General features: G+C 39.6%; 17 protein-coding genes and 1 riboswitch. Of the genes, 1 reads left to right on the forward strand and 16 read right to left on the reverse strand.

The window, feature by feature from the left end; all coding sequences use genetic code 11:
• Positions 1 to 9: 9 nt before the first annotated feature.
• From AC4NPH_RS03080 to AC4NPH_RS03155, 16 genes are all read right to left on the reverse strand, one after another.
• Complete coding sequence (locus tag AC4NPH_RS03080; RefSeq protein ID WP_302180618.1) at positions 10 to 783, reverse strand: enoyl-CoA hydratase/isomerase family protein; 774 nt, start codon at positions 781 to 783, stop codon at positions 10 to 12.
• Positions 784 to 812: 29 nt separating this feature from the next.
• Positions 813 to 1,574 carry an SDR family NAD(P)-dependent oxidoreductase gene (locus tag AC4NPH_RS03085; protein WP_029321783.1) on the reverse strand — a complete coding sequence of 254 codons (762 nt, stop codon included), beginning with the start codon at positions 1,572 to 1,574 and terminating at the stop codon, positions 813 to 815.
• Between the two features lie 11 nt (positions 1,575 to 1,585).
• Positions 1,586 to 3,364, reverse strand: coding sequence for an acyl-CoA dehydrogenase FadE (locus tag AC4NPH_RS03090; protein WP_097812473.1), 1,779 nt, complete (start codon positions 3,362 to 3,364; stop codon positions 1,586 to 1,588).
• Complete coding sequence (locus AC4NPH_RS03095) at positions 3,352 to 4,095, reverse strand: 2-phosphosulfolactate phosphatase (RefSeq protein WP_098196485.1); 744 nt, start codon at positions 4,093 to 4,095, stop codon at positions 3,352 to 3,354. The genes AC4NPH_RS03090 and AC4NPH_RS03095 overlap by 13 nt, the downstream gene beginning before the upstream one ends.
• Positions 4,092 to 5,150, reverse strand: coding sequence for a phosphotransferase family protein (locus AC4NPH_RS03100; RefSeq protein ID WP_057273183.1), 1,059 nt, complete (start codon positions 5,148 to 5,150; stop codon positions 4,092 to 4,094). The genes AC4NPH_RS03095 and AC4NPH_RS03100 overlap by 4 nt, the downstream gene beginning before the upstream one ends.
• Before the next feature lie 25 nt (positions 5,151 to 5,175).
• A complete protein-coding gene (locus tag AC4NPH_RS03105) occupies positions 5,176 to 5,577 on the reverse strand; it encodes an acyl-CoA thioesterase (protein WP_013057057.1) in 402 nt (133 codons plus the stop codon).
• Between the two features lie 14 nt (positions 5,578 to 5,591).
• Entirely contained in the window at positions 5,592 to 6,374 is a 783-nt protein-coding gene (locus AC4NPH_RS03110; protein WP_098196484.1) for an enoyl-CoA hydratase, read from the reverse strand.
• The gene (locus tag AC4NPH_RS03115) at positions 6,374 to 7,255 is read right to left on the reverse strand and encodes a 3-hydroxyacyl-CoA dehydrogenase family protein (RefSeq protein WP_335481976.1); all 882 of its coding nucleotides are present in this window, start codon (positions 7,253 to 7,255) and stop codon (positions 6,374 to 6,376) included. Before AC4NPH_RS03115 ends, AC4NPH_RS03110 begins: the two co-directional genes overlap by 1 nt.
• An 80-nt stretch (positions 7,256 to 7,335) precedes the next feature.
• Positions 7,336 to 7,902, reverse strand: coding sequence for a TetR/AcrR family transcriptional regulator (locus AC4NPH_RS03120; protein WP_013057054.1), 567 nt, complete (start codon positions 7,900 to 7,902; stop codon positions 7,336 to 7,338).
• Between the two features lie 90 nt (positions 7,903 to 7,992).
• Positions 7,993 to 9,609, reverse strand: coding sequence for a long-chain-fatty-acid--CoA ligase (locus AC4NPH_RS03125; RefSeq protein ID WP_098196482.1), 1,617 nt, complete (start codon positions 9,607 to 9,609; stop codon positions 7,993 to 7,995).
• A gap of 19 nt (positions 9,610 to 9,628) precedes the next feature.
• On the reverse strand, positions 9,629 to 10,402 hold the full coding sequence (locus AC4NPH_RS03130; protein WP_098196481.1) for an SDR family oxidoreductase: 774 nt from the start codon (positions 10,400 to 10,402) through the stop codon (positions 9,629 to 9,631).
• Positions 10,380 to 11,624 (reverse strand): acyl-CoA dehydrogenase, encoded by a 1,245-nt coding sequence (locus tag AC4NPH_RS03135; RefSeq protein WP_491938559.1) that lies wholly within the window; start codon positions 11,622 to 11,624, stop codon positions 10,380 to 10,382. Before AC4NPH_RS03135 ends, AC4NPH_RS03130 begins: the two co-directional genes overlap by 23 nt.
• A gap of 151 nt (positions 11,625 to 11,775) precedes the next feature.
• On the reverse strand, positions 11,776 to 12,039 hold the full coding sequence (locus AC4NPH_RS03140; RefSeq protein WP_013057050.1) for a DUF1292 domain-containing protein: 264 nt from the start codon (positions 12,037 to 12,039) through the stop codon (positions 11,776 to 11,778).
• A gap of 86 nt (positions 12,040 to 12,125) precedes the next feature.
• A complete protein-coding gene (locus AC4NPH_RS03145; protein WP_098196479.1) occupies positions 12,126 to 13,850 on the reverse strand; it encodes a PAS domain-containing sensor histidine kinase in 1,725 nt (574 codons plus the stop codon).
• Between the two features lie 160 nt (positions 13,851 to 14,010).
• Positions 14,011 to 14,325, reverse strand: a complete 315-nt coding sequence (locus AC4NPH_RS03150; protein WP_098196478.1) for a YckD family protein — start codon at positions 14,323 to 14,325, stop codon at positions 14,011 to 14,013.
• A 73-nt stretch (positions 14,326 to 14,398) separates the two neighbouring features.
• Positions 14,399 to 15,517, reverse strand: a complete 1,119-nt coding sequence (locus AC4NPH_RS03155) for an NAD(P)/FAD-dependent oxidoreductase (RefSeq protein ID WP_491938560.1) — start codon at positions 15,515 to 15,517, stop codon at positions 14,399 to 14,401.
• Positions 15,518 to 15,853: 336 nt separating this feature from the next.
• On the opposite strand from AC4NPH_RS03155, the gene AC4NPH_RS03160 reads away from it, so the two are divergent.
• Positions 15,854 to 16,366, forward strand: coding sequence for a CBO0543 family protein (locus AC4NPH_RS03160; RefSeq protein ID WP_029321764.1), 513 nt, complete (start codon positions 15,854 to 15,856; stop codon positions 16,364 to 16,366).
• A gap of 66 nt (positions 16,367 to 16,432) precedes the next feature.
• Positions 16,433 to 16,615: riboswitch (Lysine riboswitch) on the forward strand.
• Positions 16,616 to 16,658: the final 43 nt, after the last annotated feature.

The following is a 16,658-nucleotide window of genomic DNA, read 5'->3' on the forward strand; positions in this document are numbered from 1 at the left end:
ATCCCCCTCTTATTTCCCTTGAAATAGTGGCTTTCTTTTTTCTTTAAACGCAGATATTCCTTCTTGATGATCTCTTGTTTCTACCATAAGAACTTGCGTTAGCCTTTCTTGTTCAAGGACTTGTTCTAACGTTAAATGAAAGGAATCGTTGACAATTTTTTTCATTTTCCCATACGCTTTCGTTGGTCCTTGTGATAAGCGACTTGCAAAGGATGTGACCTCATCTTTCAGCTGATTTAACGATACTACACGGTTTAAAAAACCAGCTTTGTAAGCCGTGTCGGCATCCATAGGCTCTCCTAAAAATAATAGTTCCTTCGCTCTATGGGGACCAACGACCTTTGTAAGAAAGTAAAGGCCTCCTCCGTCTGAAATCAATCCAACTTGAGAAAAGCTTAATACGAACCGACTTTCTTCTGACGCAATGATAAAGTCAGAAGAAAGAGCTAAATTAAAAGCCGCTCCTGCTGCAAATCCATGAACTGCTGAAATAATTGGCTTCTCTAGATTTTGCATCGCTAAAATACATTCATTTAAACGGCCGATATGTTCATAAACATCAGATCCGGATGCTTGACCCATCGTTTTTACATCGCCTCCGGCAGAAAACGAGCGCCCTGCTCCATTTAATATAACTACTTTAATAGACTCATCGCTTTGTGCCTGTTTTATTTCAGCTGTTAACTTTTCAATCATTTCTTCACTGAATGCATTTAAACGCTCCGGCCGATTTAACGTTAAAGATAAAATAGTCCCCTGCTTTTCTACTACTAAATCACTCATAATTTCAATTCCCTCCTCTTTAATTTGCATTAAACGATAAGCCACCCGCCATCTACTAATAAATCACTTCCCGTCATATAAGATGCCTCTTCAGACGCTGCAAAAGCAATAACATTTGCAATTTCATCTGGTTTACCTACACGTTTTAAAGCCGTATTTTTTTCGATTGCCTTAGTGAAGCGCTCATTTTCAAGTCCTGGCTGCGTTAAAGGTGTTTCTACGAATCCAGGAGACACAGAGTTTACTCTGACTCCGTGGGGTGCTAACTCAAACGCCATTGCTTTTGTAAAGTTAATTAGACCAGCTTTAGCAGCGCTGTAGTGAGGAATTTGTGCCCCAGCTTTATGTCCTGAAAGAGAAGCAATGTTAACAATAGATCGATTTCCTCCTATTTCTTCAGTTAAAAAAGGAATCAAATGTTTTGTGACAAGAAATACGCTTGTTAAATTGACGTCCTGCACGTGTTTCCACTGTTCAAGCGTTGTTTCTTTGATTGTTGAATTAACTGATCCGCCTGCGTTATTAATTAATAAATGAATTTGTCCGTACTTTTCTTTTATAAACTCAGCCAGCTCTTTGACGTCTTCTTCTTTCGTTACATCAGCTGAGAAAATATCCGTGCATTTTCGTTCACACCGTGTGTCAATAGCCGATGCAGCCTGTACTAGTTTTTCTTTAGTTCGCCCGACAAGAATGACGCGAGCTCCTTCTTTCGCCATTCTCTGAGCGGTCGCTTCTCCAATGCCGCTTCCAGCTCCTGTAATAACAGCTATTTGCCCTTCAAAACGCATAATATCCCTCCTTATACAACATATCGCCCGCTTTCGATAAATTCACGGGCGATGTCTCGATTGCGCATGAACTCTCCTTCACTTTGCAAATCATTCATCCATTTTCCAAGAATTGTGCGGTACTGTCGGTGTTTTTCACCCGTTAACATTCCGTTTATTAATTGTCGAGCCTGCTTTTCAATTTCAAAGAGTGTTTCACTAACAACCGTTGCTGTCAGCTTGCTTTTTAACTTTTCTTTTTCTTCTCCATTTTTGTTCACGGCTTTTTCCGCGCGCAGCACAGATGACTCTATGGCAAATAGTCCAACAGCAATTTCTGCGAGCTTCATCAGCGTTTCTTGTTCTTGTGCTAGATTGGCGTTAAACGTTTGGAATGCTGTTCCTAACAAAGCAAGAAATAAATGTCTTGTGGTAATAACCGCCTGCTTTTCTCTTGCTAGAAGTTCATTTGAAGATATTTCCCACTGACCGCTCATCAATTCACTAACAGCATGTTCTACTTGTTTGCTCAGCTCTATTTCTCCTTTGTCTGCTTTTTTCAGAAGCTGAGTTGGAAGCAAAAGGCGATTGATTTCATTTGTACCTTCAAAAATACGATTGATGCGTGAGTCACGATATACTTGTTCTATTTTATATTCTTGAATAAACCCTGCGCCGCCATGAAGCTGCAGCGCTTCATCGGCAATTAAATCAAGCGTTTCCGATCCGTACACTTTACAAACTGAACATTCCATTGCAAATTCAGCCAGCTGTTTAGCTACTAACTTATGATTTTCACTTTCATATAAGCCACCAAGTGCCTCTTCTAGTAAACCAGCTGTACGGTACTGAATAGATTCAGATGCAAAAATACGAGCCGCCATTTTTGCTATTTTTTCTTTTGAAGCATTAAATTCCGCAATAGCTGTTTTAAACTGCTTGCGTTCTTTTGTATAAGCTAAAGCAAGTTCAAACGCATATTTCGCTGCACCCATACATGCAGAACCTAAGTTAAAACGTCCGAGGTTTAAGACGTTCAACGCAATCAAGTGACCTTTTCCTACTTGTCCAAGTACGTTCTCTACGGGTACTAAGCAATCTTCATAAATAACTGGACGAGTAGACGACCCTTTAATTCCCATTTTCTTTTCTTCTGGCCCGAGAGAGAGTCCTTCAAAACCTTTTTCTACAATAAAAGCGGTAAAATGTTCACCGTCTACTTTTGCATACGTGATGAACGTATCTGAAAAGGCAGCATTGGTAATGTACTGCTTCGTTCCATTTAATACATAATGTGTTTTTTCAGGATTTAATACGGCTTTTGTTTGGGCTGCAAGAGCATCAGAACCTGCTTCTGGCTCTGTCAAACAGTAGGCGCCAATATATTCCCCGCTTGCCAATTTAGGCAAGTATTTTTCTTTTTGCTCCTTGGTGCCAAAATACGTAATAGGAAGTGTCGCAATGCATGTATGATTAGAATGAGCGACTCCATATCCGCTTGTCCGGCCAATGATTTCACCGACGAGTCCTTTGCTTACTTTATCAAGACCTAGTCCTCCATATGTTTCTGGAATACTGTGAGCAAGAAGTCCAAGCTCGCCTGCTTTATGCATCAATTCTACTACTTTATTAAAATCCTGCTGCTCAATGTCATTATGGTAAGGGTCTACTTCTTTTTCAATAAACTGCTTTGCTGTCTGAGCAATCATACGGTGCTCATCCGTTAAGTCTTCGGGTGTATAAACGTGATGCGTAGATGTTTTTTTCAGTAAAAATGATCCGCCTTTTGCTTCGGTTTTCATTTCAGACATATCGTTTCCTCCCCGTTTACTAGCTTTTTTTTCACTACCTTAGGAACTACGGAATAGACGTTTTTCCGGCTTACAAAGCCAATTTCGTCTAGAAAGCCATACTGAGTGAGCATTTCCCCTACGGCTGAGCGCTTTAATATTTCAACAGGTGAATGCTCATAAGCCTCATATAAAAGCAGTGCGGCTTTTGCAGCATCCGTTAAATGAAATGTTTTTAGTTGCAGCAAACAGCTTATGAAGTACCCCGCTCCATATAAATCTTCTAGACAGAAGCGAGCGGATGAACCTGAACAAACCAATAAAACAGTTTCATCTTGACTTGGTTGACAAACAGCATTCGCAACCGCTTCTCCGTTTAACAGTGAAGCTGCATATACATGTTTCGCTTTCTCGGCGTTATGGATGGCTACCGTTCCATTAGTGGTAGACAAAATAACTGCTTTATTTTGAACATGCTCCTTTAACGTGCTGGGGTTTGGATCAAAAAAGCCTTCAATCGTTTTCCCTCTATATTCGCCTACAAGCGCAATTTCATCAGGCTTATACGTTTCTGCTTTTTTACGCGCTTCTTCTTCATTTTTTACTGGAATAACTTCTATTGCTCCTTGCTGTAAAGCAGCCGCAATTGTTGATGTAGCTAATAAGACATCAAATATAACAACCGTTTTTCCTTCTAGCTTTTTGGCAAGAAGCTCTTCTTTTTTGAGTATTACGTGAACTTTTCCTTTCATATATGTCCTCGTTCTGTGTGCAGAGCATGAATAATTAGTGTTTTTACATAATCTCCAAATTGTGAAAACCGTTTATCATTTGTTTGGCCTTTTTTATAACGGTAATAAATTTGCTGACAAATGACAGCAAGTTTGAAGTACGCAAATTTTAGGTAAAAGTCAATATGTGAAACATCCCGTCCGCTTTTTTTAGCGTATGCTTCTACAAAATCTCGACGGGAATAAAAGCTTTTTTGCACAGTAACAGGTGGATTTCCAAGTCCTCTTTTCAAAAGTTCAGGATCGCTGTCTTCCATCCAGTAGCTCAGCGCCACTCCCAAATCAGCAAGCGGGTCTCCAACGGTTGTCATTTCCCAGTCAAATAATCCTACAATTTTATTTCCATCCGGTGAAAATAACGTATTGTTAAGCTTATAATCATAGTGAATAATGGTCGAATGCTGTGTAGTGGGGATGTGTGTGGTCAACCATTTTTTTAGGGCTTCTACTTCCGGTATGTCACTTGTTTTTGATTTTTCATAACGATGAATCCAGCCGTGTACCTGACGTTCTAAAAATCCTTCGGGCTTGCTGATTTTTTCAAGAAGCGTGCCTTTGTAAGGAACATCATGAAGTTGAGCAAGGACATCCACCATTTGTTCTGAGATACAACGGCAAAGTTCGTTAGTTCCTTTCACGTCTTCTGGAAACGCTGTGTCGATGAGAACACCGTGCTTTCTCTCCATTAAAAAAAAGGATTTCCCGACCACCGTCTCATCTTCACAAAACACATACGGCCTAGGAGCGAGAGGGAAAGACTTCGATAAAACAGATAAAATCTTGTATTCTCTTTGCATGTCATGCGCTTTTGGCGCAACTGGCCCAAAGGGAGGGCGTCTCAACACCGCCTCCCACTCTCCGACTGAAAGAGCGTAGGTTAAATTGGACGCACCTGATCCAAATTGCTTGATTAAAAGAGGCTCTGTAGGTAAATCAGGAACCGAAACACGGAGAAACTGATGCAGTTTTTCCGTGTTTAATTCCTCTCCTTTGCGTACAGGAATGATTTGTGACATTCTTTTACCACCTGCTTTTTTATAGTTAAACAGCTACTTTATAATTCATCAAAAACTGCTTAATGTCCGCTGGAATAGAAACGCTTTTTTGTGCATCAAAATCAAAGTACACGATGACAGCTTCTCCTTTAGCAATCAGCGATCCCGTCTTGCTGTCGGTAATTTCATGTCCAATTGTAAAGCTTTTATTGCCGACATTAGATACAAAGGTTTTAATCATTAGCACTTGATTAAAATAACCTTGCGCAACAAAATCACATTTAGTAGACGCTAAAATATACTCCCACTTTTCTGTATGCATGGATGCTCCCATTTCTTCAAAAAAAGCAATCCGGGCCTCTTCTAAATAAATGAAATAGCTCGTATTGTTAATGTGACCGAGTGCGTCTGTTTCGCAAAAGCGCACTTTGACCTGTGTTTCATACATGATCTTCTCCTCCTTTACTTATGTGAAAAAACAGCGGGACGCTTTTCAATAAATGCTGATACTCCTTCTTTAATATCTTCTGTTTGAAAGACTTCTTCAAACAGCTCTGCCTCAAGTTCAAGACCTTCAGATAATCTACGATTTATTCCTTCGTTTACCGCTGTCTTAATTCGAGAAAGTGATGGAAGAGAGTGACGGTTAAATTTCTTAGCCAGCTCTTTTGCTTTTTCGAGCCCTTTTCCTTTAGGCGTGACATGATTGACAAAGCCTGCATGAAGCGCTTCTTCTGCAGAAACAGGACTGCCGGCAAACATCCACTCTTTAGCTTTAGAAACGCCGATTACGCGTGGAAGACGCTGAGTTCCGCCGCCTCCAGGAAACAATCCGAGCTTCACTTCCGGGAGACCGATTTGAGCATGTTCTTCGGCAATGCGTATATCAGCGGTTAGTGAAAGTTCGCATCCTCCTCCAAACGTTAAACCGTTTAACACGACAATTGTTGGTTTTTCAATGTTTTCAAGTTTTTGCAAAACACGATGGGTTTTCATAAACTCTTCTTTAATGCCGCTTTGCCCCATTAACTGAGGAAACTCTTTAATATCAGCTCCAGCCATAAACGCTCGCTCGCCCGCTCCTGTTAAAATGATTGTAATTACATCCGAATCTTTACTAAGCTCTTCATACGTTTCTTCAAGCTGCTGCACAACAGTCTGGCTCATTACATTTAAAGGCGGGTTATCAATGGTTACAATTGCCGTTTTCTTCTCTTTTTCAACACGTACAAATTTTTTCATCATTACTTCACTCCTTGTGTGTGGTATGTGTAAAAACCTTTTCCTGTTTTGCGTCCAAGCTCGCCTTTTTGAACTTTTTCTTCAATGCACGCAGCTGGCTTGTCCTCTGGATCCCCCGTTTCGCTATAGCGCTGCTGCATCACAAAATATCCGACGTCAATTCCCGAGAGATCCATCAATTCAAAAGGACCGATCGGGTGATTGAGCGCTTTTTTGCAAATTGTATCAATGTCTTCAAAATTTGCGTATCCATTTCCGTAAAGGAAAACGGCTTCTTTTTGCAACGCCCCTAAAATTCGATTGGCAATAAAACCTGAGATTTCTTTTTTCAGAAGGACTGCTGTACGATTAATTTGCTTGCAAACTTGCATTGTCGTTTGAGCTGTTTTTTCACTTGTCTTTTCACTCATCACAACTTCTACGCAGTCCATTACAAGGGGAGGAAAAAAGAAATGCATGTTAACGATTTGCGCTGGACGGTTTGTTGCACTTGCAATAAGCGAGTTAACAATTGTTGAACTATTCGATGCTAAAATGGCGTGACTTGGTGCGTACTCATCTATTTCTTTAAAGACACTTTGTTTTACATCTAACTTTTCTACCACAGCTTCAATTACAAAATCAGCATTTGAAACCGCTTCCTTTAATGTGTTTGTAAAAGACAATCTTCGAAATGCGGCTTCTTTAGCCTCAGAAGAGATTTTTCCTTTATGAACCCACTTGCCTATAATCGCTTCCAGCTTATTTTTTGCATCAATGAGTGATTGTTCATTCATATCTTGAATAATTGTTTCATATCCTCCAAGTGCACAAAGCATACCGATTTGATGTCCCATTTGTCCTGCTCCAATAACAGCAATACGCTGTATGTCTTTACTATTCATGTTATAGCCTCCTTTTAATATAAAAGGAGAGAAAGAGCTTATACTTTCCCGCCTTTTACGAGCACTGTCTAGCCTATCAGCTACTGTGACTGAATACCTTTCACCAGCATCTTATAAAAAATAGCCGCAACTTCTCGATCTGATTTTTCTCCATCCGGCTGAAACCAAAAATAGCTCCAATTTGTCATTCCTAATATGCCTAGCGTCACGATATCTGAAGGCAAATCTGAACGGAACTGCCCTGCTTCTATTCCTTTTTCAATAATTTCTTGTACGTTTTCTTTAAAACGATCGCGCTTTGGAATGATTTGTTCTAAGTGTTCTTCACTCAAATGACGCATCTCTCTAAAAAACACTTTAGCTCGAAGACCTTCTTTCTCAATATCATGAACAAGTTTAAAAATAATGCTGTGAAGCTTTTCTGGATAAGATGTTGTCTTATCTGCAAGAATCGTCTCTTGGTTTTCTATTAATCTTTCAATATATTGAAGGTGAATATCCATTAAAAGCTCTTGTTTGCTTTTAAAATAATAATAAAACGTTCCTTTTGTGACGTTTAATTCATTTACAATATCTTGAATAGACGTTTCTTTGAAACCTTTTTGAGCAAAAAGCTGAATGCTTCGTTCCATCATCAAATCTTTCATCGTCAAACCCTCTCTGTCTTTTCTCATTTTCACAAATTATACCATGGCTTAGAGGGAGCTTTTGAAAAAGTTTGTTTATGTTCAGCTTATTTACATCGTTTCTTTCACCACTTCTTCTCGTAGTGCCCGTCGTAAAATTTTCCCTACATTGGTCTTAGGAAGCTCAGCGCGAAACTCAAAGATTCGCGGAATTTTGTAAGCGGCAAGGTGATGTCGACAATAAGAAGTAAGCTCTTCTTCGGAAAGAGATTTCCCTTCTTTCACTACCAAAATCGCTTTAATTGTTTCTCCTCTGTAAGGGTGCGGCACACCAATTACAACGGCTTCTTTAATGTGGCTGTGTTCATATAAAACTTCTTCAATATCTCGAGGATACACATTAAAACCACTCGCAATAATCATATCTTTTTTGCGATCAACAATGGATAAATACCCGTCTTCATCTATCTGTCCAATGTCTCCTGTGTACAGCCAGCCGTTTCTAAGCGCGTGAGCTGTCTCTTCAGGTTGATTCCAATAGCCCTTCATAACTTGAGGGCCTTTAATCACTATTTCTCCAAGCTCTTCTCTTGGCAGTTCTTTTGTTCCGGTAGCCACGTCTACAATTTTATAAGCAGTTTGCGGAACGCCAAGTCCCACTGTACCTGGCTTTCTCTCACAAAACGGCAGGTTACAATGCGTGACAGGGGATGCTTCTGATAAGCCGTACCCTTCTAACACTTTAGCACCCGTTTTTCGTTCGAACTCTTTCATCAGCTCAATAGGCATGGGCGCACTGCCGCTGTTGCAGATGCGAATACTTTCGATGTTGTATTCTTCTGCCCGCGGATGATTTGTAATAGCAACATACATAGTTGGCACGCCAGGAAAAATACTAGGCTGCTCTTTTTTTATTGTATTTAGTACTTCTTCCAAATCAAAACGCGGCAATAGCAATATTTCATTTCCGCAAAGAATCGATAAATGCATACAGGAAGTCATGCCAAATACGTGAAACAATGGAATAACGGTTAAGCATTTTTCTTTTCCTAATTCAATATCATGCTTAAATATTTCGTATGATTGAACTGCGTTTGTGTAAATGTTTGTATGTGTAAGCATCGCACCTTTAGATGGCCCAGTCGTTCCTCCCGTATACTGAAGAACAGCGATATCGTGTCCTGGATGGATGACCGGCTGATTAAATTCATGCTTGATGGTTAAAAAATCTAGGAAGGAAAGGTCTGGTGATGTAGGAACAAAAGGTTTTTGCAAGCTGACAGTTATCGCTTCTTCTATATCAACGCGGTTTCTTATCTCTTGAAGTCTCGTATAAAAATCATCAAGCAGAATTATTTTTTTTGCCCCGGAATCGTTTAAAATATGCTCTAGCTCTTGTTCGACAAGCATAGGGTTGACCTGAGTCACAATGCCGCCCGCTGCTACAATGCCGAAATAGCTTATTATATATTGCGGACAGTTTGGCAGCATAATTGCTACACGATCTCCTTTTTTAATCCCTTTTTTCTGTAGTGCTCCTGCAAATACGCAAACTGAGTGATACAGCTCCTGGTACGTTAACGCATGCTGATACATGCGCGTTGCCGTGTGAGCAGGATAACGTTCGGCTGTTTCTTTCAGCATATCAAATAGTGAAATATCTTCGATGTGAATGTCATGAGTGTAGGCTTCTGGATAAGGTGTAAACCATTTTTTAACGTCTTCCATCAAGTTACTCCTTTCTTATTCACATAGCATGAACTCCACCGTCTACTGTCAGAATATCTCCCGTAATATAATTAGACGCCGCAGAAGCAAGAAAAACAGCCGCTCCTTTTAAATCAGCTTCGGAGCCAAAGCGTTTTAAAGGGGTTTGACTCAGAAAATAATCTTTGCCTTGTTCCATAATCGCACCTGACATTTTAGTAGGGAAAAATCCCGGCGCAATCGCATTAACTTGAATATTATGCTGTCCCCATTTGACAGCTAAATCTTTCGTAAACGTAATGACCGCTCCTTTACTCGTGTTGTACCCGATTGTATCCATGTACTGAGGATCTGTTCCTCCAAGACCGGCAATTGAAGCAATGTTAATAATCTTGCCAGCTTTTTGTTTAATCATTTCTTTTCCAGCTTCTTGGGACATTAAAAACGTTCCTGTAACATTAATATTCATCACTTTTTGCCATGCTTCAAGAGGCATTTCTTCAACTGGAGCACCCCACGTAGCTCCGCTGTTATTAATTAAAATATCAATACGTCCAAATTTTTCAATCGTTTGATGCACGACATTTTTAATATCTTCAGGCTGACCGATGTCGCATGCTAAAGCGAGGGTTTTTACGCCTGTAGTGGCCAATCGATCGGCCACTTGCTGACATGCTTCTTTTTTTCTCGAACATAGAACAATATTTGCCCCTGCCTCTGCAAGCCCTTCTGCCATTTGTTCTCCTAATCCTCTGCCTCCGCCGGTAATAATAGCTGTTTTCCCAGTTAAATCAAACAAATCCTTTATGTGCATATGTTGCCTCCTTTTCTTGATAGGATTTTAATTCAAGTCTTGCAAGCTGAGCTTTGTGCACTTCGTCTGGACCATCAGCGAGGCGAAGAGTGCGGGCATTTGCCCAAAGTGCCGCAAGCGGCGTGTCTTCTGAAACACCTGCTGCTCCAAATGCTTGAATAGCACGATCAATGACTTTTAAAGCCATAGCAGGAGCCATTACTTTAATCATAGCAATTTCTTTCCGCGCTTTTTTATTTCCAACTGTGTCCATCATATAAGCAGCTTTTAATGTTAATAAGCGAGCTTGCTCAATTTCAATACGCGATTCTGCCACCCATTCTTGAATAACCCCTTGCTGGGAAAGCAACTTATTAAAAGTAGAACGATTTTGAATACGCTTACATAATTCTTCAAGCGCTCTTTCCGCTGCTCCTATTAGCCGCATGCAGTGATGAATACGTCCAGGCCCCAATCTGCCTTGAGCGATAGCAAATCCTTTGCCTTCGCCTAAAAGCATATTAGACGCTGGCACACGCACATTGTCATAATGAATTTCAGCATGTCCATGAGGAGCGTGATCGTATCCAAAGACTGGCAGCATTCGTTCAATTTTAACTCCTGGAGTATTTAATGGAACTAGAATCATAGACTGCTGTTCATATTTAGATGCGGTAAAATCGCTTTTTCCCATGACAATAGCAATTTTGCAGCGAGGATCTCCCGCACCTGAAGACCACCACTTTCTTCCACTTATTACATATTCATCGCCTTCTCTTACAATACTGCACTGAATGTTTGTGGCATCAGAAGAACCTACATCTGGTTCTGTCATAGAAAAGCAGGAGCGAATGTCTCCATTTAACAGCGGCTTTAGCCATTTTTCTTTCTGTTCGGACGTTCCGTATCGAACCAGTACTTCCATATTGCCGGTGTCAGGAGCTCCGCAATTAAAAGCTTCTGGTCCAATAATAGAACGGCCCATAATTTCGCAAAGGGGGGCATATTCGACATTTGTTAGACCCGCTCCGTATTCGCTTTCTGGCAAAAATAAGTTCCATAATCCAGCTTGCTTTGCTTTTTCTTTTAACTCTTCCATGATCGGAGGAACAGCTGACCATCTAGATCGCTGTTCATTCAGCTGTTGTTCGTATAGCCGTTCATTTGGGTAAATATGCTCTTCCATAAAAGAGGTCAATTCTTTTTGCAGCTTCACTACTTTGTCAGAGTAAGAAAAATACACGGTAGTCCCTCGCTTTCATTTACTTACTAACCGGTTGGTATGTTACATATTCATCATAAATGAAGGGAAATAATTCAGCAAGACATTTTTAGAAAAATTCTAAATATTATATTATTTAAAAATAAAAAAAGAGAGGTTTTAACCTCTCTTTTTACGCGGATGTCATTTCCTCAAATACGGCTGATACCTTTTCAAACTCATCGTCATCTTCAATTGAAGACCATTCACCATCATCTTCAATTTTCAAAAAGAAAACATCAATTTCTTCTTCTGTTTCAATTAAAACTTCTTCCACAAACGCAACAGCAATATAATCGTGCCCTTCAATCGTCATTTTTCCAAGCACTTCAATATCTTGCTCTTGATCATTTTCATCTAAAATTGTAAAAATCTCTCCCGTTTCAATGCGTTCCATCTTATTCCCTCCTATTTTAATCTCATTATTCGTTCACTAACATGTATTCCCCTTTAGAAAAGGTTTCATGCTTATAAAAGTAGAATCTACTTTTTAAAAGGCAAAAGAATGTCTACGGTAGTTCCTTTTCCAAGTTCACTTACAAAGTTAATTTCTCCTCTATGTTCTCGAATGATCTTATAACACACCATCAGTCCAAGCCCCGTTCCTTTCTCTTTGGTACTATAAAAAGGTTTTCCTAAATGCTGCATTCTTTCCTGCGTGATGCCTGGCCCCTCGTCGCTAAACCGGACAACAAGGTTCTCCTGATTAAATCTTTTTAGTTGAATCGTTACGGTTCCTCCACTTGGCATAGATTCGACTGCATTTTTAAATATATTGCTAAACACCTGTTTCAACTGATTTTCTTCGCATAATACGAGAGGAAGATGAAGATCAATTTCTTTTTTTACGTGAATTTTCTCCGCAATCCCCTGCACCTCAGCTAGCTTTAAAGTATTCTCTAAAATATCTTGGACATGTTTGTCCCTGTAGGTTTTCGCCTGAGGCTTTGCAAGACTCAAGAACTCATCAGTAATCAATTCAATTCTATCTAACTCATGATTTATCATTTCTACATAGTAAGGCTGACCGCTCGTTTCTTTTAATAACTGCATAAATCCTTTTACCGCCGTCAGAGGGTTTCGAATTTCGTGAGCTATACCAGCCGCTAACTGTCCGACTAAGGAAAGCTGAGTGGATTCACGCAGCAATTTTTCAGTTTTTTTACGTTCTGTAATATCACGAAACAAAACTTGAATGGCCTGCTTTTCCATATAGGGAATAGGAAAAGCAATGGTTTCGGCATCAATCGTATGACCGTCTTTATGAATAAACTTCTCTTCCTGTAGGTCTACAGATTTATTTTCTGTTTTCATTCGATAAATTCGCTGTTTTACCACATCATAGTAATCAGGGTGAACAAACTGATAAACACAAGCTCCTAATACGTCTTGAGGACTTTTGTATCCTAGCGCTTTGGCTCCTGCAGGGTTGATGTAATCAATTTTCCCTTCACTATGAACGATAATCGCTTCCGGCGATAACTCAATCAAGCTTCGGTAGCGTTCTTCGCTTTCTTTTAAAGCCGTTTCAGCCTGCTTTCGTGATGTTATATCTCGATAGACAAAAGCAATGCATAGCGGCCAATCATTCATATTTTCAACGCGGAATAGTGTGACGCTTACATTAATTAAATGACCGTCTTTATGCTGTCTGACCGTCTCAAATTCCGTTTTCGATTCCCCTGATTGAATGGTCTTATGAAGTTCGCACACTGGCTCCTTTAAAAACGAAGGTATAATTGGAAGAGGCTTTTGATAAATTTCTTCAAACGTCCAGCCAAATGTATTCTCAAACGCAGGGTTCACTTGAAGCGTTTTACCTTCTAAGTCAACGACAGCAACAGCATCTGCGTTATGATAAATAAAAGGCTGAATCTGTTCTTTCTTCTCCTGATAACTAGTTATATTCACGCAATGCCCCATAATTTCAGGCTTTTCTGTGTAAGATAAAGGGGTTAAGTTTACTACATAGCGTTTATCATTTATTTGAAGCTCGTACATAAGCTTTTTCTTTTTGTTTAGTGCTTCGAAAAAATGCTCATACGAGACCCATTCTTCTAGAGGTATTTTTTGCTCATGAACGCTTTCACCTTGATACATACTGTAAACAAGATGGTCATCTTTTTGTTTGTAAGCAAATATGATTCCTAGCGCCTCAGCTGAATGATTTTCTGCATGTAATCGGACTATTTTTTTATTTTCGTTCATCGTTCGTATTTACCTACCCCTCACTAGCATCTTTCCTACTCGTTCTCATTCTCTTAATTTTACATGAGGATTTTAGAATTTACTAGATAAAGAAGCGGATATTTTCCATTCATTCACATAAAAAAACGCCTGTAAAGGCGCTTTTTTATGTGAATATGAATTACTCTGAATGATGCATTTTATGACAGTGTCGCTTCGGCACAAAACCATTTTTCTCCATATGCTGATAGCGATTTTCCATATGTGAAGAAATGTTTTGACTCTCCGTTTTGCTTAGCACACCGTACTCCACATATTTTGAAAGTATTTCTTTCTTTTTTGCTAGCATTTCTTTGTACAGCACGGACAATTCCTGCTTTTGCTGAGACGTCAGCTGCACGTCTTTTGTTTCTGGCTGAGGATTGTTTTCTGCTAATACAGGCGTCGCGCTCATAAATAAAAAAGCTGCTGCTGCACTTATCATAATCTTTCGCAAACAATCTACTCCCTTTCATCATATAGTAGTTATAGTTTGCGAACTTCTATTTGTTTTCATTCATTCTGTTTGCTTAAGACTCGATAGCTCCTCCTACATCATAGTCGCTAAGATCAATTTCCATTTCCATTTCAAGTGCTAATTTAGCAAGCTCTGAACCAAGATAAGGACCCGACGTTAAGCCTGAAGCTCCGAGACCATTCGCTACTAGTATTCCTTCGTAAGCCGGAAGAGTTCCAATGACTGGCAAGAAGCCTGGAGTAAATGGTCGAAACCCTACCCTTGTTTCTAAGACTGTGCTTTCTGTTAAGCCGGGAGCAATTGATAAGGCCTTTGAAAAAATCTCATGAAGCCCCCCAGCAGTTACTCTCAAGTCATAACCCGTGTCGTTTTCATGTGTTGCTCCAATGACAATTTGACCTTGTTCAAATGAAAGAATATATTGGTCGCTTGGAGGCATCATAACGGGCCAGTCTTTTGTATCTACATCAGGGAGATGCAAGTGGACAATTTGCGCTTTTTGAAAACTTGCTAAAAATTTCACTCCAAGAGGCTCTAGTAATTGATTTGCCCACGCTCCTGCTGTTACGATTGTTGTACTTGCTAGAAGGGTTTGTCCATTTACGGAAACGCCCGTTACTTGATTATTTTCATAAAGTAGTTCTGCGTTTCCTTCTATTATTTTTGCACCGTTTTTCTTCGCTGCATTCACAAGTGCGTTTCGAAGAGCTCTTCCGTTAACGCGAGCGGCTCCACTAATATGAACTGAACTGTATTCTTCCGAAAGAACCGGAAACAAAGCCTGTGTTTCTTTAGCGGATAAACGTGTAATCTCGCCTATTTCGGGAGCTTTTTCCCGACGCTTATATGCTCTTTCTTCCATTTTTTTAAGCTTTTGCTCATCAGTATGTAAGCTAATTGCTCCTACTCGCTTATATCCCGTATCCGTTTCTCCATCTTCTTCTAATTGCTGAATTAATGTTTGATAGTACTTGGCGCCGCTTTTTGCTAAGCGGTACCATGCTTTATTTCGACGCTGCGAAAGCCATGGACAAACAATTCCTGCTGCTGCATCAGTAGCTTGACCCGCATCCTTGCGATCTATCAATGTCACATCTGCTCCTGCTTTTGCTAAATGATATGCTGTAGAAGCTCCAAGTATCCCAGCTCCAACTACGATGTATGTTTTCATACCAAAACACCCTTTTCTTTCTTCTAGTATTCTTATGCCATTATGTACGCAATTTTAGCATAGCAAAAAAAGAAGTCACATACTAGGTGAAGCTATTTTGAGCTTATTTTTGAGTCTTGCTGAATTTGACGTATAGCTCCTTTCATTGTAAACAAAAGCGCAATAAGTTCTTTTACGGAGATTATGGTGAGATGAAGCAAACCACAAGTAGTGATCGCGCATATTTAACACTGCGTTTACCGCTTTTTTATTATAGTTTCTGAATAAAAAAATGAAAGAATAAAACCACTATAATATGTAAATAAAAAGAAATAACCATTATTTTAAGGAGAGCGTATGCAATCTTCATTTGTATTATTTTTCATCATTCTTGGTTTACTATTTGGCAAGTGGCGGAGATATCAAGAATACTATCCTACTTTGTTGTTTTGGATCACGGGGAATTTGCTTTATGAAGTGCTGCTGTTTCATCACCGCGTATGGGTATTTCACCCTGTTGGTATTGATCACCTTTTTCTACCCGATCACCTAATGGTTTCCCTTGGAATAACCTTAATTATTTATCCGTTTGTTATACCGGTTTTTTTAGGAAGGCTGCCGTTGCATGTAAGCGGCCGGCTGTGGTGGATTCTTTTGTGGGCGCTTTTATTTACTGTGATTGAGTTCATTGCTTATGTTAATCACAGTATCACTCATCATTATGGATGGTCGCTGCTGTGTTCTTTTCTCTTCAATGTTGTCACGTTCTCACTTTTAATCATTCATCAGAAGACAGCACTGGCTGCTTGGATTCTATCTGGAAGCTTTATAGCTTTTTTATTTATTTTTTTTGATATTCCTATGCCTTAACTTTTCATTGACTAGACAGAGGAAAAGGAAATATAATAGGAGTTACATTTAAATATAATTTTCCTCTCTGAGAATAGAGGTGCATGAAATCAAGAGTCACTTATTAGAGACTAATGGAGTCTGTGAAGATAAGTAAAAGGGATTTCGTGCCGAAGTATATAGACATCCATTGTGTTCATATACTGGTTCAGTATTGAATAAATGCTGAGCTGTCACAAACCATTTGGTTTGTGGAGAGCTATTGAAGAGATGTTGATGCCTAGAATGTAATAATACTTTATTATTATGAAAC

The sequence above is a fragment of the Priestia sp. MDV22-iso46 genome (assembly GCF_058629175.1).